Annotated in this window: 12 protein-coding genes; 6 read left to right on the forward strand and 6 right to left on the reverse strand. The window is 71.7% G+C overall.

Going from position 1 to position 17,444, the window contains the following annotated elements:
* Nucleotides 1-360: 360 nt before the first annotated feature.
* The 3 genes from ACZ7M2_RS51670 to ACZ7M2_RS51680 all read right to left on the reverse strand — a co-directional run bounded on the left by ACZ7M2_RS51670 (nucleotide 361) and on the right by ACZ7M2_RS51680 (nucleotide 6,962).
* On the reverse strand, nucleotides 361-2,076 hold the full coding sequence (locus tag ACZ7M2_RS51670; RefSeq protein WP_471601259.1) for a hypothetical protein: 1,716 nt from the start codon (nucleotides 2,074-2,076) through the stop codon (nucleotides 361-363).
* Nucleotides 2,077-2,254: 178 nt separating this feature from the next.
* On the reverse strand, nucleotides 2,255-2,674 hold the full coding sequence (locus ACZ7M2_RS51675) for a TOBE domain-containing protein (RefSeq protein WP_471601245.1): 420 nt from the start codon (nucleotides 2,672-2,674) through the stop codon (nucleotides 2,255-2,257).
* 133 nt (nucleotides 2,675-2,807) lie between these two features.
* Nucleotides 2,808-6,962 (reverse strand): molybdopterin-dependent oxidoreductase, encoded by a 4,155-nt coding sequence (locus ACZ7M2_RS51680; protein WP_471601246.1) that lies wholly within the window; start codon nucleotides 6,960-6,962, stop codon nucleotides 2,808-2,810.
* 193 nt (nucleotides 6,963-7,155) lie between these two features.
* On the opposite strand from ACZ7M2_RS51680, the gene ACZ7M2_RS51685 reads away from it, so the two are divergent.
* The 4 genes from ACZ7M2_RS51685 to ACZ7M2_RS51700 all read left to right on the forward strand — a co-directional run bounded on the left by ACZ7M2_RS51685 (nucleotide 7,156) and on the right by ACZ7M2_RS51700 (nucleotide 9,944).
* Nucleotides 7,156-7,545, forward strand: a complete 390-nt coding sequence (locus ACZ7M2_RS51685; RefSeq protein ID WP_352053417.1) for a cell division protein SepF — start codon at nucleotides 7,156-7,158, stop codon at nucleotides 7,543-7,545.
* A gap of 192 nt (nucleotides 7,546-7,737) precedes the next feature.
* Complete coding sequence (locus ACZ7M2_RS51690) at nucleotides 7,738-8,895, forward strand: AAA family ATPase (protein WP_471601247.1); 1,158 nt, start codon at nucleotides 7,738-7,740, stop codon at nucleotides 8,893-8,895.
* On the forward strand, nucleotides 8,853-9,230 hold the full coding sequence (locus ACZ7M2_RS51695; protein WP_471601248.1) for a nucleotide pyrophosphohydrolase: 378 nt from the start codon (nucleotides 8,853-8,855) through the stop codon (nucleotides 9,228-9,230). Before ACZ7M2_RS51690 ends, ACZ7M2_RS51695 begins: the two co-directional genes overlap by 43 nt.
* 237 nt (nucleotides 9,231-9,467) lie before the next feature.
* Complete coding sequence (locus ACZ7M2_RS51700) at nucleotides 9,468-9,944, forward strand: DUF6099 family protein (protein WP_352053415.1); 477 nt, start codon at nucleotides 9,468-9,470, stop codon at nucleotides 9,942-9,944.
* A 293-nt stretch (nucleotides 9,945-10,237) separates the two neighbouring features.
* On the opposite strand, the gene ACZ7M2_RS51705 is transcribed toward ACZ7M2_RS51700, so the two are convergent.
* Entirely contained in the window at nucleotides 10,238-11,161 is a 924-nt protein-coding gene (locus ACZ7M2_RS51705) for an LLM class F420-dependent oxidoreductase (protein ID WP_471601249.1), read from the reverse strand.
* Between the two features lie 231 nt (nucleotides 11,162-11,392).
* Between ACZ7M2_RS51705 and ACZ7M2_RS51710 the strand changes: the two genes are divergently transcribed.
* Both ACZ7M2_RS51710 and ACZ7M2_RS51715 read left to right on the forward strand, forming a co-directional pair.
* Nucleotides 11,393-12,874 carry a 3' terminal RNA ribose 2'-O-methyltransferase Hen1 gene (locus ACZ7M2_RS51710; RefSeq protein WP_471601250.1) on the forward strand — a complete coding sequence of 494 codons (1,482 nt, stop codon included), beginning with the start codon at nucleotides 11,393-11,395 and terminating at the stop codon, nucleotides 12,872-12,874.
* The gene (locus ACZ7M2_RS51715; protein ID WP_471601251.1) at nucleotides 12,871-15,426 is read left to right on the forward strand and encodes a polynucleotide kinase-phosphatase; all 2,556 of its coding nucleotides are present in this window, start codon (nucleotides 12,871-12,873) and stop codon (nucleotides 15,424-15,426) included. The genes ACZ7M2_RS51710 and ACZ7M2_RS51715 overlap by 4 nt, the downstream gene beginning before the upstream one ends.
* 48 nt (nucleotides 15,427-15,474) lie before the next feature.
* Here ACZ7M2_RS51715 and ACZ7M2_RS51720 read toward each other — a convergent pair whose 3' ends face one another.
* The gene (locus ACZ7M2_RS51720; RefSeq protein ID WP_471601252.1) at nucleotides 15,475-16,368 is read right to left on the reverse strand and encodes a hypothetical protein; all 894 of its coding nucleotides are present in this window, start codon (nucleotides 16,366-16,368) and stop codon (nucleotides 15,475-15,477) included.
* Nucleotides 16,365-17,414 carry an SPFH domain-containing protein gene (locus ACZ7M2_RS51725; RefSeq protein ID WP_352053410.1) on the reverse strand — a complete coding sequence of 350 codons (1,050 nt, stop codon included), beginning with the start codon at nucleotides 17,412-17,414 and terminating at the stop codon, nucleotides 16,365-16,367. The genes ACZ7M2_RS51720 and ACZ7M2_RS51725 overlap by 4 nt, the downstream gene beginning before the upstream one ends.
* Nucleotides 17,415-17,444 lie beyond the last annotated feature (30 nt).

Below are 17,444 nucleotides of genomic sequence, written 5' to 3' on the forward strand. Positions count from 1 at the left end.
AGGTCGAATGCCTTCTGGGACTCGATCCCGGGCATGGAGTTGTTCGGATCAGGAGCGGCGGGGGCCTTGGCGGCGCCGAAACCGACCGCGGCCAGGACGGCCACCCATATGAGAGCGACGTACCAGCGCCGCCGGAAGGCCGTACGGCCCAGTCGATAAAGGAAAGTAGCCACGGGCTGAGGTCTCCACTCGTCCGATCTCGGGAACCCCATCAGGTTCCCCGTGGCAGACCCCTCCCGTCGTCGTGCACGTGCCGACATTTCCGACTACTGAGAACGCAGTACGCCGCTTCCGGATCATCCTCCTGACGTCTACCGCCGGCCGCGGAGAACCGCGACCGGCGGCGTACGTCAGGGGGGCCTAGCGGGTGCTTGCCGGGGCCTTCAGGTGCAGATCCGTGCTGGACAGCGTCATCGGCGTGGCCGAGACGGCCCGCAACCGGAGGCGTACTCCGGCGCGGGGGAGGGTGAACCTGCCGGAGGGCGGCAGGAGCTCGTAGCTGGCCGAGGCGTGCCGGCCGAGTGTGGCGGGGCCGGACTTGATGGACCAGTAGCGGCCCATGCCCTGGCCCGTGGTCAGGGTGAAGTGCGGGGTGAGGGCCGTGTCGCCGAGGTTGGTGACGCGGACGGTGAGCGCGGTCACGGTCTTGGCGGTGGTGGTCCGGGTCTCGCCGACCAGCCGCATCCTCAGGGGCGGCGAGCCCGTCACCGCCAGGGTCGACGCGACCAGGGCGGGGACGATCAGCAGTACGCCTGCGGCGATGCGCGCCCGCTGCCGGTGCGGGCCGCGCAGGAACGCGGGCCGGGGCTGCCACGCCGTGGTGAAGGCCGACGGCGGGGCGGTCACGGCAGCGGCCAGCCACAGCGGCGTCATCATCAGGTAGTAGCCGTCCTGCGAACGCGTCGCCAGGAAGAACGCGCACCACGGCAGGACCACCGCGGCCGGCCCCAGCCGCCGCACGAACAACACGAAGAGCCCGAGCAGCCCCGCGGCCAGCAGCATGCTCGCGTGCGAGTACCAGGACAGCCGGTCGCTGCCGTCGGTGAAGTACAGCGAGATGCCGACCAGGCCCTGCCCGTGCAGGTTCGCCTTCTGGGTGAGCGGGAGTGCGATCCCGGAGAGCCAGCTGCGTGGCTCGCTCACGATGAAGTACGCGTTGATCAGCAGCCAGGTCAGGGTGGCCACCCCCACGATCCGGCCCACGGCGGCCGCCGCCGCGCGCGCTCCGAGGTCGCCGCGGCGCAGGGCGTAGACCCCGGCCAGCAGGAACGGCGTGAGGAACCACGGCAGCTGCTGCGAGGCGCAGGCCGCGCCCAGGCATGCCGCCCGCGCCCAGTCGCTCCATCCGCCGTAGCCCATCCGCGGCCAGCCCACCACCACCGGGATGAGGAAGGCGAAGGCGATGATCGCCGGATAGCCGAGCCGCGCGTACGCGGTCAGCAGGCCGAGGCCGAGGCAGACCAGCGTGGCCGCGGACCGCCACTGCGTCGGCAGCATCCGCCACATCACGATCGTGCCCACGATCAGGGCGCCGGTGGCGGCCAGGACCGCGGGGGCGGCCCCGTGCCCGACCCACAGCAGCGGCGCGGTGAGCAGCAGGGGAAGCGGCGGATAGCCGTACGTGTAGTCGTAGCCGCCGGTCATCGTTGGGGTGAGGGCGACCCCGTGCTGCCCGAAGAGCCAGGGCCACGGCTGGTCGTAGACCTGGTGCCCGGCGACGAACTCACGGGCGGCCTGCGCGGTGAGGACCGACTCGTCACCGCCGCCGTGGTACATGGCGAACCCGCACATCGCGAGCGTCACGGCCGTCACCAGGATCACGAGGTCGAGGCGGGCCAGCGAGCGGGCCCGGCGCACGGTCAGCGTCAGGACGCCCGTCACCAGGATCGAGGCATAGCAGACCGAGATCACCGCCGCGACGGCGAGCCGGTGGCTCGCGGCCGCCGTCCACATCGGACGCGTACCGATGAAGAGGCTGATGTCGGCGAGCAGGGTCAGGACGCGGTGCCACTGCGCGGGCGTCTCGTCGGGCAACGCCTTCGTGAGGGCCTTCTGGCCGGTGGTCGACGGCCTCATTTCTGCCAAGTACACGGGATTGGACGGTAATTCCCGCAGATGAAGGCCGTGATGCCGGACGTGAAGAGTCCGGTATGAGGGTGGTAAGAAGAGTGTTTACGGCCGATGTGGGTGCGTGTCGTGCGGGAGCGTCTCATATAAGGGCGTCTCATGCTGTGGCGGGACATACGGGGGTGTCTCAGGCGTTGGAGAGGGACACCTCGGTGGATTTGATGAGCGCGACGACCGTCGATCCGGCCGCCAGGCCGAGCTCCGTCACCGCGTCCTTGGTGATCGCGGAGGTCAGCTCGCCGCCCGGGACCTCGACCTTGACGCGGGCCATGGCCCCGCCCGTGGAGACCTCCGTCACCGTGCCGGGGAACTGGTTGCGGATGCTCACCCCGTCGACCGGCCCGGTGGCCAGGGACACCTCCGTCGACTTGACCAGGGCGCGGACCGTGGAGCCCGTGGTGAGACCCAGATCCTCGACCGCCTCCACCGTGATGGCCGCGGTGAGGTCCTGACCGCCGTCGAGGCGGACCTTGACCGTCGCCATCACCTCGCCCGGTGTGACGGAGGTGACGGTTCCGGGGAGCTGGTTGCGGATGCTCAGGCTCATGCGTACGCCTCAATGTGCGGTGCGGTGGGACAGCGAGCGACGGATGCCGGTGCGCTGTGAAGAGTCGGGTTTCGCCAATTATGTGCAACTCGCGGCTCTCGGTGGGCTCACCACACCCCGTGTCTCCCAGGTCTCAGTACACGTCCCGTACATACCGCTTCTCCGCCGCCAGCTGTTTGACGTATGCGGTGGCCTCCGTCTCGCCCAGACCGCCGTGCGTGACGGCGATGTCCCGCAGCGCCCGGTCGACGTCCTTGGCCATCCGTGAGGCGTCTCCGCACACATAGAAGCGGGCGCCGTCCTGGAGCCAGTGCCACAGCTCGGGCCCGTGCTCACGCATCCGGTCCTGGACGTAGACCTTGGCGCGCTGGTCGCGCGAGAACGCCGTGTCGAGCCGGGTGAGCGTGCCGTCGTCGAGCAGGCCGGTCAGTTCGTCCTCGTAGTAGAAGTCGGTGGCGCGGTGCTGCTCGCCGAAGAACAGCCAGTTCGGCGCCCGATGGCCGAGCGCCCGGCGCTCCTCGAGGAATCCGACGAACGGCGCGACTCCGGTACCGGGCCCCACCATCACCATGGGTGTCGTCGCGTCCGCCGGGGGCCTGAAGTGTGGCGACCGCTGCACGAAGACCGGGACCTCAGCCTCCGGCTCGGCATCGGCGAGGAAGGGCGAACAGACCCCGCCCCTCGCCCGGCCGACCGGATTCTCGTACCGCACCACGGAGACGGTCAGCGAGACGCGGTACGGGTCGACGAGCGGACTCGACGAGATCGAGTACAGCCGGGGCTGCAACCGCTTGAACACCGCGGCCCACTCCGCCGCCGACGCGCGCACCGGATGCTCGGCCACGACGTCCACGGCCTGCCGCCCCCACGACCAGCGGGCCAGCTCTCCCTTGTTGTCCGGACGCAGCAGCTTCCTCAACTCGCGCCCGTCACGGGTCCGTTCGCCCACGAAGCGCAGCAGATCCGGGGTGATCCGCGTGATGTCGAAATGCCGAAGCAGGGCCTCGCCGAGGGCGACCTCGCCGGCACCCGTCACATCGACGGCCGTTGAGTCGTCCACGCCGATCGTCTCCAGCCATTCGGCAACCAGGCCGGGCGAGTTGACGGGCCGTACGCCGAGCGCGTCCCCCGCCTCGTACGGCAGCGGGCTCTCGCTGTCCCGGGTGTCGAAGGTGAACCGGCGTACTTCCTTGCCGGCGCCGGGCAGGCTGAGCAGCCGGTTGCCGGTGAGACGGGCGGTGGCGGCGGCCGGCGCGGGCTTGGCGGGCTTGGCGGTCCGGGGCGACTCGGACGCCCTGGATGTCTCGGATATCTCAGATGTCTTGGATGTTTCAGGTGTTCTGGATGTCTCGGTTCGTCCGCCGAGCGCGGTGAGGATCAGCTCCAGCCAGGCGCCCGCGTTCGGCTCGTAGTCCGGTTCGCAGTCCGTACGGGGAGCCAGGCGTACGGCGCCCAACTCGTCCAGGCGCGCGTCCAGCCGACGCCCGTGCCCACAGAAGTCGTCGTAGGAGGAGTCGCCGAAGGCCAGCACGGCATAGCGCACGCCGTCCAGCCGCGGGGCCTCCTGCCCGGACAGGGTGTCCCACAGGCCGGACCCGTTGTCGGGCGCGTCACCGTCCCCGAAGGTGCTGGTGATGAAGAGCAGATCGGCGCTGCGGGCGAGCGCGCCGACGTCCGCCTCGTCCATGCCGACCAGTCGCGCCCGGTGCCCGGTGGCGGCGAGCCGATCGGCGGTGGCCGTCGCGAACTCCTCCGCGTTCCCGGTCTGCGAGGCCCACAGCACCACCACCTCACGGCCCGCGGACTCCGGCGCGGGAGCCGCCGGGGACGCGGAGCGCGAGTACATCCCGGCGAGCACGCCGTTCACCCAGAGGGCGTGCTCGGGGTCGAAGGGGGCGTCCGGGGGGAGGACGGGCACGCCCGGGAGTCCGGAGGGGAGCCCGGCGAGAAAGCCGCTGAGGTACTGCCGCTCGACGGAGGAGAGTACGGGTGGGGGAGCGGGCTCCAGACCGAAGCCTCCGGGCGCCGTCGCGACTCGCTCGGGCATCTTCGGCCCGTCGGACATCGTCGGCCCGTCGGGCGCCTTCGGCCCGTGGGGCGTCTTGGGCCCGTCGGGCGTCTGCGGTAGAGCCCTTCGGGCGGCCACGCGCGCCAGCGACACCGCGCACACCTTGAACTCCGGCTGGAACGACACCGGATCCACCGCGTCACTGGTCACGGCGTTGATGCTCAGGTACTCCCCGAACAGGTCGTTCCAGTGGAAGGGCGCGAACACGCACCCCACCCGCACCCGGTCCGTCACCACCGCCGGCAACACGGCCCGCCCCCGCCGGGAGGCGACCTCCACCGAGTCCCCCTCCCCGATCCCGAGCGCGGCCGCGTCCTGCGGATGCAGCTCCACGAACGGCCCGGGGTTGAGCTTGTTGAGCTTGGCCACCTTCCCCGTCTTGGTCAGCGTGTGCCACTGGTGCTGCAGACGCCCGGTGTTGAGCACGAACGGAAAGTCGTCGTCGGGCATCTCGGCGGGCGGCAGATGGGGCCGCGCGTAGAAGACGGCCCGTCCGCTCGCGGTGGGAAACGACAGCTCACCGTCGCCCGCCGGCTCCACATACCGGATCGGATTCCGCGCGGGCCCGTCCTCCCGCGCGACGGGCCACTGCACGGGTCCGCCCCGCAGCCGCTCGTAGGAGGCACCCCGCAGATCCCACCCGGTCTTCGGGTTCCACGCCTCCTTGATCTCCTCGAAGATCTGCTCGGCACTGTCGTACGAGAACCCCTTCTCGTACCCCATGGCGCGGGCCACGGCCGCGATGATCCGCCAGTCCGCCCGCGCCTCCCCGGGCGGGTCGACGACGGACCGTGCCAGGGTCAGCGTCCGCTCACTGTTGACCAGGACACCCTCGGCCTCCGTCCACAGCGCGCCGGGGAGCACGACATCGGCGTACGCGTTGGTCTCGGTCTCGGCGAAGACGTCCTGGGCGACGACGAACTCGGCGGCTTCGAGCCCTTCGATGACGGTCCGGCGGTTGGCGACCGAGGCGACGGGGTTGGTGCAGATGATCCAGCAGGCCTTGATGTCCCCCTCGGCCATCTTCCGGAACATCTCGACGGTGCCCTGCCCCACCCCGTCCTTGCGGATGCTCCCGACCGGCAGCCCCCACAACTCCTCGACGAAGGCACGCTCCTCGTCCACCAGCACCGACCGCTGCCCGGGCAGCCCGGGACCCATGTACCCCATCTCGCGCCCGCCCATGGCGTTGGGCTGACCGGTGAGGGAGAACGGTCCGCTGCCGGGCCGGCAGATGGCGCCCGTGGCGAGATGGAGATTGACGAGCGCGTTCGTGTTCCAGGTGCCGTGCGTGGACTGGTTGAGCCCCATGGTCCAGCAGCTCGTCCACTCCCCGGCCTCACCGATCAGCCGCGCCGCCGCCCGGATGTCGTCCTCCGGGATGCCGGTGATGTCGGCGACGGCCGCGGGCGGATAGTCGGCGAGGAACGCGGGCATCGCCTCCCAGCCCTCGGTGTGCCGGGCGATGAAGTCCGGGTCCGTGTATCCGCCTTCGTGCAGCAGGTGCAGCAGTCCGTTGAGCAGGGCGAGGTCGGTCCCGGGCCTGATCTGCAGAAACAGATCGGCCTTCGCCGCCGTCGCGGTGCGCCGCGGATCGACGACGATCAGCTTGGCCCCGGCCTTCACGCGCTCCATGAGCCGCAGGAAGAGGATCGGATGGCAGTCGGCCATATTGGACCCGATGACGAGGAACACGTCCGCGCGGTCGAGGTCGTCGTACGACCCCGGCGGTCCGTCGGCGCCGAGCGACAGCTTGTAGCCGGTGCCCGCGCTCGCCATGCACAGCCGTGAGTTCGACTCGATCTGGTTCGTCCCCACGAAGCCCTTGGCCAGCTTGTTGGCGAGGTACTGCGCTTCGAGGGTCATCTGCCCGGAGACATAGAAGGCGACCGCGTCCGGGCCGTGCTCGTCGATGATCGCGCGCAGGCGCCGGGCGGTCTCGGCGAGGGCCGCGTCGACGGGCACGGGCCGTGGCTCCTCGCCGCGGTCCTCGCGCACGAGCGCGGTGGTCAGCCGGCCGGGCGCGGCGAGCATGTCGGCCGTGGTCGCGCCCTTGGTGCACAGCCGACCGGAGTTGGCGGGGTGCCGCTTGTCCCCGGACGCCTTCAGGACCGTACGCCGCCCGTCCGGTCCCCGGCCGATGTCGAGGACCATGCCGCAGCCCACACCGCAGTACGAGCAGACGGTCCGGACCTGCTCCGGGCGGGGGGTCGTGGTCATGCCGACGACAGTACGAATTGCCCGTTACGCGGATGTCACATGGTCTGATCTTGGAGGGTTACGCCCGCTGCACAACCGGCCGGCGGGCGATGTGAGGGTGTCGCGGACCGTGTCGCTGTTGGGCCGAACGGGTGACCATGCGTAAGAATTGGCCGGTGCAGACAATGAGTGCGAGCCAGGACGGGGTGGGCCAGTGAACAGCCACGACGTCACCGACGAGCAGTGGGAAGGGCTCGCCCAGGTCGTTCCGCTTCGCGGCCGGGACGCCTGGCCCTCCGCGGTGCATCACCGGTCGATACCCGAGGCCGTGACCGAGGCGCGGCGCCGCTTCGTGGTCCTGCGGGTCAATGTGTTCGCGGACGCCCGCGACGTCGCCGAGACGCTGATGTCGGGCATCCCGGTGCTGCTCGACCTGACCAGCGCGGAGACCGAGGTCGCCAAGCGAGTGCTGGACTTCAGCACGGGGGTGGTCTTCGGGCTGGCGAGCGGCATGCACCGGGTCGACCGCAACGTGTTCCTGCTGACACCGCGCGGGACCGAGGTGCGAGGGCTGATGGAAGGGGCGGGGGTTCCTGGGATCTGATCAAGATCAAGGGAGGGCCGGGGGTCCTGGGATCTGGCCAAGGGAGGGCGGGGGTTTCTTGGGAGCTGACCAGGGGCGACCGGGACCGGGCACCGTGCGCGGGCGCGCGCCGGTCCCTCGATCGTGGGAAGGCCACCGGGCTGTAACGGTTCGCCTGCGGTTCGTCCGTCACGGGGCCCTTACCGTCCACATATGACCGTGTCATCTCTGGCGGCCCCCGCCCAGGCCGAGGCGCGCCCCGACCGGCCCGGCGCCACCGAACTCAGGCTCGCCTCCTTCGCCGCACACCGGCGCGCCCGGTTCCCGCTCGGCCCTCTCACCCTCTTCGCCGGCCCCAGCGGCAGCGGCAAGACCGGTGCCCTGCGGGCGTACGAGGCACTGGCGCGGCTCGGCGGCGGCGCCGCGCTGGGTGAGGTGTTCCCGGACCCGGTCGCCTGTGTGCCCGAGCGGGCCAGGCCCGACGCCCAGCGACGGCGCGGCTTCCGCATCGGCTGCACGGTCGACGGCCCCGAAGGACCCGTACGGCTCGATGTCGCCGTACAGGCCGAGCCCGAACTGCGCATCGTCGGCGAGCGGTTGACCGCGGGCGGCCTGACCCTCCTGGAGACCGCGCTACGGGACCCAGGCCGCCGTGTCGTCCAGGCGGCCTGGCACACGGCGGGCACCTCGGCGGTCACCCGGGGCCCGCTCCCCGACGACCGCCTCGGCACCGCGCTGCTGCCGCTGCGCGTCGCCGGCCGGACGGACGGCGAACGGCGGGTCCTCGCCGCGGCCGAGCAGATGGTCGTCGCCCTGCGGTCGGTGTACGCCTGCGACCCGAGCCCCCGACGGATGCGCGCCGCCGCCCCGCTCGGCGCGGGGCGGCTGCTCCGGGGCTGCGACAACCTCGCCGAGGTGCTGTGGCGTACCCGATCGGAGTGCGGCCACCGGTACGCGCACCTGGTCACGGCGGTACGGGCCGGCTGCGCGGGCCCCGTCACGGATGTCCTGGCCGAGCCGCTCGGCGACGGCACGGTCCGCGCGCTCCTCGACCGCGGGGACGGCGTCCGTACGCACCTGGGGCTGCTCGGGGACGGCGAGTTGAGGTATCTGGCGCTGGCCCTGGTGCTCCTCACGGGGCCCGGCGTGCTGGAGGTCGACCCGGCGGGGGAGGTCCCGGCCGCGCTGCAGACGCTGACGGTGCTGGCCGACGGCCTCGACCGGGGGCTGGACGTGCGGCAGGCCGGGGAGGTGGTGGGGCTGGCGGCGCGGATGTGCGAGCGGGGGCACATCCGGCTGGTGGGTGCGGTGGGCGATGCCGTCCGGGTATGCGAGGTGCCGGGGGCCACGGTGGTAGACCTGACGCCGTGAGTGAAAGTGAACTGGATGTGGCGAAGTTGCAGCGCAGGCTGGCCGAGTTCGCGGCCGCGCGGAACTGGCAGCAGTACCACACGCCGAAGAACCTGGTCGCCGCGCTCAGCGTGGAGGCGTCCGAACTGGTCGAGATCTTCCAGTGGCTGACGCCCGAGGAGTCGGCACGGGTCATGGACGACGCGGACACCGCGCACCGCGTCACGGACGAGGTGGCGGACGTGCTGGCGTATCTGCTCCAGCTGTGCGAGGTGCTCGGCATCGACGCACTGGCGGCGCTCGACGCGAAGATCGACCGGAACGAGCGGAGGTTTCCGGTGGGGGAGGGGGCGTAGGGGGCCCGGCGGTGCGGGGTGCGCGGTGCTGTCGTGGAACGGCCGCGGTGAGGCGGCGGGGAAGCGGCAGGTCCGGTTGTCACTCTCCGAAGTCGTTGAGTTGTCCACATTCAACTCTGTGTCCACAGATTTCGGTCTTCCTCTGGCTTTTCGTCTCGCGGGCTCTCACTCTGGGTAGTGGACAGGGGAGTTCGGGCGGACGTGCGACGAGCGCGTCGCGACAGACGGGGGCAGCGCATGGACGCGGTGCGGCTCATCGGGGCGAGCAGGCGCGCCCTCGCGGGAAGCGGGGACACGATCGAGGTGGTGGCGGAGGCGTGGCAGGCGCAGGCCCTGGCTCAGGCCATAGGGAGTCGTTTCGCCGTCTCGGGGCCGCCGGAACTGCGGGGCGAGGCGCTTGGGCTGACGGAGCTGGCGGGCCGGGGCTGCGGTGTGCTGGACGCGCCGCCCCCCGACATGGCCGACCTGCGCGCCGCTCAGCTCACCGAGTTGGGTGATGCGCGGGAGTCCCTGCTGTGCCTCGGGGGTCTCCTCGGCGAGGTCGGCATCGCCCTCGTCGGTATCGCCTGCGCGGCGGACGATCAGGGGACGTACTGGCAGTGCATGGAGGCGATCGACGCGGCGGACGAGTCCCGGGACCGGGTCCTGGAGATGCTGAGACGGTTGGCGGCGCGGGATCAGGGGGTGGTGGAGCGGGGGCGGGCGACGGGGTAGACAGGGGATCTTCTCTCGCCCCCGCCGCCCTACCCGTCCCGTCCCCCTGGGGCGCCGCGCGCATCGTTTCAGACCGGCTCGGGGTCGTCCATGAGGGTGGGACGAGGGGTCGACAGCCCCCTGCTGTGGCACCGCGTCCTGCGACATGAGGGTCTCCTCGGCCCTCGGCCGGCGCCGGGCGGTCCGGCTCCGCCCGAGCCCAACGATCACCACCGACCCGAGTCACTGCCACCAACCCGCATCGCACGAGGAGTTGACGGATGTCACCCGCCGAGGGCCCGAGGAACGCGATCTCAGCCGAGCTGCGGCATGACCTCCGCGGCGATCAACTCCAGGTGGTCCAGGTCATCGAGGTCCAGCATCTGCATGTACATCCGCTGCGACCCGACAGCCTGGTACTGGGCGATCCGCTCGACGACCTCCGCCGGAGAGCCCGCGAGCCCGTTCGCCTTGAGCTCGTCGACGTCCCGCCCGATGGCGTCCGCGCGCCGCTTCACCTCGCTGTCGTTCCTGCCGACACAGGCGACGAGCGCGTTCGAGTACACGAGGTCGTCGCCCTTGCGCCCGGCCAGTTCGGCCGCCGCCCGCACCCGCTGGAACTGCTGCTCCGTGTCCGCGAGGGAGGCGAAGGGGATGTTGAACTCGTCGGCGTACCGCGCCGTCAGCTCGGGCGTCCGCTTGGCACCGTGGCCGCCGATCAGGACCGGCACCTTCGGCTGTGCGGGCTTGGGAAGCGCGGGGGAGTCCTTGAGCTGGTAGTACTTCCCCTCGTAGGTGAACCGTTCACCGACTGGCGTCTCCCACAGGCCCGTGACGATGGCGAGTTGTTCCTCCAGCCGCCCGAACTTCTCCTTGGGGAACGGAATCCCGTACGCCTCGTGCTCGGCCTCGTACCAGCCGGAGCCCAGACTGAGTTCCACCCGCCCGCCCGACATCTGGTCGACCTGCGCGACCTGGATGGCGAGGACGCCGGGGAGGCGGAAGGTACCGGCCGTCATGAGCGTGCCGAGGCGGATCCGGCTCGTCTCACGGGCGAGACCCGCCAGCGTGATCCAGGCGTCGGTGGGTCCGGGATGCCCGTCGACGGAGCCCATGTGCAGGTAGTGGTCAGAACGGAAGAAGGCTCCGTAGTTGAGGTCTTCGGCGGCCTTGGCGACGCGGAGCAGCGTCTCGTAGGTCGCTCCCTGCTGCGGTTCTGTGAAGACTCGAAGATCCATGCATCCATCATGCACCGGTCAGATCAGCCACCCCAGCTGGAACCGCTGCCACGGAGCCCGCCGGGAAAATTCCAGGGTCTGCCGGCAGCGTTCGCTATACGTTGGAGCGGGCGCGCCGACGACAGGCCGGGAGCAGTGATCCCCCGGCGCGCTCTCCCCCCGCTGTGGTTCACCGGCGCTCGGCGCAGGTGAGGTATGCACAGCTCAGAAGACGTTTCGAGGCAGATTCCAGTGTTCCTGACGATCAGTACCACCGGTACCCCAGAGCGCCCCGCCACCGATCTCGGCTTCCTGCTGCACAAGCATCCCGACAAGGCGCAGGCGTTCTCGACCTCCTACGGCACGGCGCACGTCCTCTACCCCGAGGCGTCCGTCGAGCGGTGCACGGCCGCACTGGTGCTGGAGGTCGACGCGGTGGCGCTGGTCCGGCGCGGCAAGGGCAAGGGCCGCGGCGGCGCACCCGACGCCGCGCTCGCGCAGTACGTCAACGACCGCCCGTACGCCGCCTCGTCCCTGCTCGCCGTGGCGCTGAGCGCGGTGTTCTCCAGCGCGATGAAGGGCCAGTGCGCCGCGAAGCCGGACCTGCCGGAGCGGCCGCTGCCGCTCCGGATCGAGGTGCCCGCGCTTCCCGCCAGGGGCGGCGCCGACCTCGTACGCAAGCTGTTCGAGCCGCTCGGGTGGACGGTGGCGGTCGAGGCCGTGGCGCTGGACGCGAAGTTTCCCGAATGGGGCGACTCCCGCTACGTACGCCTGGAACTGGAGGCGTCGGGTCTGACCGTGGCCGAAGCCCTGCGTCACCTCTACGTCCTGCTTCCGGTGCTCGACGACGCCAAGCACTACTGGGTGTCGTCCGACGAGGTCGACAAGCTGCTGCGGGCGGGCGAGGGCTGGCTGCCGGACCACCCCGAGCAGAAGCTGATCGCGGACCGGTACCTCTCGCGCCGCTGGTCGCTGACGCGGGAGGCGATGGAGCGGCTGGAGCTCGTACGGCTCGCCGAGGCCGACGACACCGAGGTCGAGGAGATCGACAACGCGGTCGACGCGGAGGCGGACACGGAGGAGAAGCCGATCCCGCTCGCTGTCCAGCGCCGGGACGCGATCCTCGCCGCGCTGCACGCGTCGGGCGCGGCCCGCGTGCTCGACCTCGGCTGCGGGCAGGGGCAGCTGGTGCAGGCGCTGCTCAAGGACGTGCGGTTCACCGAGATCGTCGGTGTCGATGTGTCGATACGCGCGCTCACCATCGCCTCACGGCGGCTCAAGCTGGACCGGATGGGCGAGCGGCAGGCCGCGCGCGTGCGGCTCTTCCAGGGCTCGCTCGCGTACACCGACAACCGCCTCAAGGGGTACGACGCCGCCGTGCTCAGCGAGGTCGTCGAGCACCTCGACCTGCCCCGGCTGCCCGCCCTGGAGTACGCCGTCTTCGGCTCGGCCCGCCCTCGTACGGTCCTGGTGACGACGCCGAACGTCGAGTACAACGTCCGCTGGGAGACCCTCCCGGCCGGCCACTCCCGCCATGGCGACCACCGGTTCGAGTGGACCCGGGAGGAGTTCCGGACCTGGGCCCGCCAGGTGGCCGGGCGGCACGGATACGAGGTGGAGTTCACGCCCGTCGGCCCCGACGACCCGGAGGTCGGTCCGCCGACCCAGATGGCCGTCTTCACCCTCGCCACCGCCACCACCCCGACCACCACGAAGGAGGAGAAGGCCGCATGACCGGCAACGACACCACCCAGGCCCAGGGGCGCACCCTGCCCGTCACCGACCTCTCCCTCGTCGTCCTGATCGGCGCGTCCGGCTCCGGCAAGTCCACCTTCGCCCGCCGGCACTTCAAGCCGACCGAGGTCATCTCCAGCGACTTCTGCCGCGGCCTGGTCGCCGACGACGAGAACGACCAGAGCGCCAGCGGCGACGCCTTCGACGTCCTCCACTACATCGCGGGCAAGCGGCTCGCGGCCGGCCGGCGCACCGTCGTGGACGCCACGAACGTCCAGCAGGAGAGCCGCCGCCAGCTGATCGAACTCGCCAAGAAGCACGACGTGCTGCCCATCGCGATCGTGCTCGACGTGCCGGAGGAGGTGTGCGCCGCACGCAACGCCTCGCGCATCGACCGCGCCGACATGCCGCGCCGCGTCATCCAGCGCCACACCCGTGAACTGCGCCGTTCGCTAAGGCACTTGGAGCGCGAGGGCTTCCGCAAGGTGCACGTCCTGCGGGGCGTGGCGGAGATCGAGAGCGCCGAGGTGCGGACGGAGAAGCGGTTCAACGACCTGACCCACCTCACCGGCCCCTTCGACATCGTCGGCGACATCCACGGCTGCGCCTCGGAGCTGGAGACCCTGCTCGGCAAGCTCGGTTACGTCGACGGGGCGCACCCGGAGGGCCGTACGGCCGTCTTCGTCGGTGACCTCGTCGACCGCGGCCCGGACACGCCCGGAGTTCTGCGCCGTGTGATGTCCATGGTCGCGTCCGGCGACGCGCTGTGCGTGCCGGGCAACCACGAGAACAAGCTCGGCCGTTACCTCAAGGGCCGCAAGGTCCAGCACTCCCACGGACTGGCCGAGACCATCGAGCAGCTGGACGGCGAGAGCGAGGAATTCCACGCGCGGGTGCGCGAGTTCGTCGACGGGCTGGTCAGTCACTACGTCCTGGACGGCGGGCGGCTCGTCGTCTGCCACGCCGGACTGCCCGAGAAGTACCACGGCCGTACGTCGGGCCGGGTGCGCTCGCACGCGCTGTACGGCGACACGACCGGGGAGACGGACGAGTTCGGCCTGCCGGTCCGCTATCCGTGGGCGGAGGACTACCGGGGCCGGGCGGCCGTCGTCTACGGTCACACCCCGGTGCCCACGGCCACCTGGCTGAACAACACCATCTGCCTCGACACCGGAGCCGTGTTCGGCGGCAAGCTCACCGCGCTGCGCTGGCCGGAGCGCGAGCTCGTCGACGTACCGGCCGAGCGGGTCTGGTACGAGCCGACGAAGCCGCTGGCCTCCGAGGCTCCCGGCGGACACGAGGGGCGGCCGCTCGACCTCGCCGACGTGCACGGGCGGCGGGTCGTCGAGACGCGGTACGCCGGGAGGGTGTCGGTACGGGAGGAGAACGCGGCGGCGGCCCTCGAGGTCATGAGCCGGTTCGCGGTCGACCCGCGCCTGCTGCCCTACCTCCCGCCGACGATGGCGCCCACGGCGACCTCCCAGGTGGAGGGCTACCTCGAACACCCCGCCGAGGCCTTCGCCCAGTACAAGGAGGACGGCGTCGCCCGCGTCGTGTGCGAGGAGAAGCACATGGGGTCGCGGGCGGTGGCGCTGGTCTGCCGGGACGCGGGGGTGGCGCGGGAGCGGTTCGGCGTCGCGGAGGGGCCCACGGGGGCGCTGTACACCCGTACCGGCCGGCCCTTCTTCGACGACTCCGCCGTCACCGAGGAGATCCTCGGGCGACTGCGGGACGCGGTGACGGCGGCCGGACTGTGGGAGGAACTGCGTACGGACTGGCTGCTGCTCGACGCCGAGCTGATGCCGTGGTCGCTGAAGGCGACCGGGTTGCTGCGCAGCCAGTACGCGGCGGTCGGTGCCGCGGCCGGGGCGGCGTTCCCGGGGGTGCTGGCCGCGCTCGAAGGGGCCGCTGAGCGTGGGGTCGACGTCCGGGAGCTGCTCGGCAAGCAGCGGGAGCGGGCCGCGGACGCGGCGGCGTTCACCGAGGCGTACCGGCGGTACTGCTGGCCGACTCAGGGGCTGGAGGGGGTGCGGCTCGCTCCCTTCCAGGTCCTGGCGGTCCAGGGCCGCAGTCTCGCCGCGGTGCCGCACGACGAGCAGCTCGCGCTCATCGACCGGCTGGTCGAGCACGACGGGAGCGGGTTGCTGCAGACGACTCGGCGGTTGTTCGTGGACACCGGGGACGCGGAATCCGTGCGGGGCGGGGTGGACTGGTGGCTGGAGATGACCGGGCGTGGGGGTGAGGGCATGGTCGTCAAGCCGGTCGGGGCGGTGGTGCGGAGCGGGCAGGGGCGTCTTGTCCAGCCCGGCATCAAGTGCCGGGGCCGTGAGTATCTGCGGATCATCTACGGTCCTGAGTACACGCGTCCTGAGAACCTCGCCCGGCTGCGGGGGCGTTTCCTGAACCACAAGCGGTCGCTTGCGCTGCGGGAGTACGCGCTCGGGCTGGAGGCGTTGGATCGGCTGGCGGAGGGGGAGCCGTTGTGGCGGGTGCATGAGGCGGTGTTCGGGGTGCTGGCGCTGGAGTCGGAGCCGGTGGACCCACGTCTGTAGCGGTCCTCGCCCCCGCGCCCCTAAAAGCCTCAGCCCGTCCGGTGTCTGTCAGCTCACCAGGCGTAGCCTCACCCCCGCCACCCCCACCCGTACCGTCTGCCCCCACACCAGCTCCACCGCGTCGCTCTCCATGCCGTCTCCGAAGGCGATGAGGCGGTCGGACTCGACGGTGAGGGAGAGGTGGGCGGAGGCGGTGAGGGAGCCGGCGACGAGGGACGTGCCGGTGGCCGGTGACGGCCAGGCCTCGCGGACGAACCAGAGAAGGCGTTCCTCCGCGGGCCCGGGCAGCGGCAGCTCACCGCCCCGCTCCTGCCACACGGAGCGGAGCCACCCGCTGGCGCCCGTCCCGGTACCCACCAGGACCCCGGAGGAGGCCTGGGGCTCGACGGCACCCCCGTACTCGTCGAGCCCCAGCCGATAGCGGGCCGTCTGATGGCTCGCGGTTCCGAGATAGATCTCGTTGAGCGCGAGGAGCCGTTGCGTGTCGTCCGCGACCGCCTCGACCATGGTCAGCTCGTCGGCCCGGCCCCCGCGCGCCGCGGCGAGCAGCGCGCCCGCGTCGCGCGGCCGGTGCCGCACGAGCACCCCCGGGTTCCGTCCGGGGTCGGTGTCGATCCCCACCACCGGCTGTCCGGTCAGGTACTTGGCCACGTTCGCCACCAGCCCGTCCTGCCCGACCACGACCACCACGTCCTCCGGGGCGAACAGGAAGCGGTCCAGGTCGCCCCGCTCGACACGCGCTTGACGCCAGGTCAGCGGCACCGCCGCGACCACCTCCGCCAGCGCCTCCCGCGCCCGCCGGTGCCGCTCGGCCACCTCCTCGATGTCGCGCCCCCGGGAGGAGAGGAAGAACGCCGCCTGTCCGTGCGTCCCGTGCCGGGCCACCAACTCCTCGTACTCCGTGGTGCGATGGACGAGGACGACCCGGGGCGCGAGGCTCACTGCTCCGGCCCCCCGGCGGCCCCGTTGCCCAGCCGTGCGAGCAGGCCCGTCAGGACGTCCGGCGACACCGTCACACTGTCGATGCGCGGCAGGTTCTCCGCGAGCCGCGTACCCGTCAGAGCGTGCAGCGTGGCGACATCCACGTCTCCGTGAACCCGCAGCCAGGCGGCCTGAGCCTCGGCCCGCGCCTCGCCGATCTCCCGCGCGGCCGTGGCCTCGGCCTTGGCGAGCTGTACCACCCGGCTGCCCTCCGCCTCCGCGAGCCGCACGGTCCGCGCCGCCTCCGCCCCGGCCCGCACCGCGTCAGCCGCCGCGTGCTCCTCCGCCTCGCGCCGCGCGTTGGTGCCGCGCTGGTCGACCAACTGCTCCTCGCGCCGGGCGAGTTCGATCTGGCTGGCGAGCTCGTTCTCGGCGATCGCCCGCTCCCGCTCGACGGCGACGGCCCGGCGTTCGTACGTCGCCTTGTCCGCCTCCTGCTGGATCTGCTCGCGGGCGGGGGTGCGCAGCGCCCGCTCCACCTCGGGTTCCGGGCGCAGCGCGACGACCCGTACGGCCACCACCTCGATCCCCGTCGCGGGCAGCCGGGGTTCGGCGGCGAGCCCGCCCGCGATCCGCTCACGTACCGACGCGACGCCGTCCACCAGGGCCGCCGCCAGCGTCGTACGGGCCAGTACGTCCAGCGCGTGCTGCTGGGCCGTCTCGGTCAGCAGCGAGCCCAGCTGTTCGAGGGGTGCGCCGCGCCAGACCCCGGTGTCGGGGTCGATGGAGAAGTCGAGCCGCGCGGCCGCGACCCCGGGATCGACGATCCGGTAGGTGACGGTCGCCTGCACCGCGACGTCCTGGAAGTCTGACGTGCGGGCGTGGAAGGTCATCGCCAACTCGCGGTCGTCGACCGGGACTTCGGAGAGCGTGGCGGTCAGGGAGCGGTACCAGAAACTGAGTCCGGGCCCGTCGTGCGCCAGTCGGCCCGACCGGTGGTGCCGGACATGGGCGGTGGGCGCCCCGCGCAGATGGCGCCAGCCGAGACGCCGGGTGATGTCGGCCATGGGTACCCCCTCGCCGCCGGGCGATCCCGG

Source organism: Streptomyces sp. NPDC111507, from assembly GCF_055638955.1.

Bases quoted from the DNA above. Each gene is read 5' to 3' on its own strand.
- ACZ7M2_RS51690 (WP_471601247.1), top strand. From the start codon at position 7,738: ATGACCGTGTCATCTCTGGCGGCCCCCGCCCAGGCCGAGGCGCGCCCC.
- ACZ7M2_RS51705 (WP_471601249.1), bottom strand. From the start codon at position 11,161: ATGGATCTTCGAGTCTTCACAGAACCGCAGCAGGGAGCGACCTACGAG.
- ACZ7M2_RS51715 (WP_471601251.1), top strand. From the start codon at position 12,871: ATGACCGGCAACGACACCACCCAGGCCCAGGGGCGCACCCTGCCCGTC.
- ACZ7M2_RS51725 (WP_352053410.1), bottom strand. From the start codon at position 17,414: ATGGCCGACATCACCCGGCGTCTCGGCTGGCGCCATCTGCGCGGGGCG.
- ACZ7M2_RS51675 (WP_471601245.1), bottom strand. From the start codon at position 2,674: ATGAGCCTGAGCATCCGCAACCAGCTCCCCGGAACCGTCACCTCCGTC.
- ACZ7M2_RS51680 (WP_471601246.1), bottom strand. From the start codon at position 6,962: ATGACCACGACCCCCCGCCCGGAGCAGGTCCGGACCGTCTGCTCGTAC.
- ACZ7M2_RS51695 (WP_471601248.1), top strand. From the start codon at position 8,853: ATGCGAGGTGCCGGGGGCCACGGTGGTAGACCTGACGCCGTGAGTGAA.
- ACZ7M2_RS51700 (WP_352053415.1), top strand. From the start codon at position 9,468: ATGGACGCGGTGCGGCTCATCGGGGCGAGCAGGCGCGCCCTCGCGGGA.
- ACZ7M2_RS51670 (WP_471601259.1), bottom strand. From the start codon at position 2,076: ATGAGGCCGTCGACCACCGGCCAGAAGGCCCTCACGAAGGCGTTGCCC.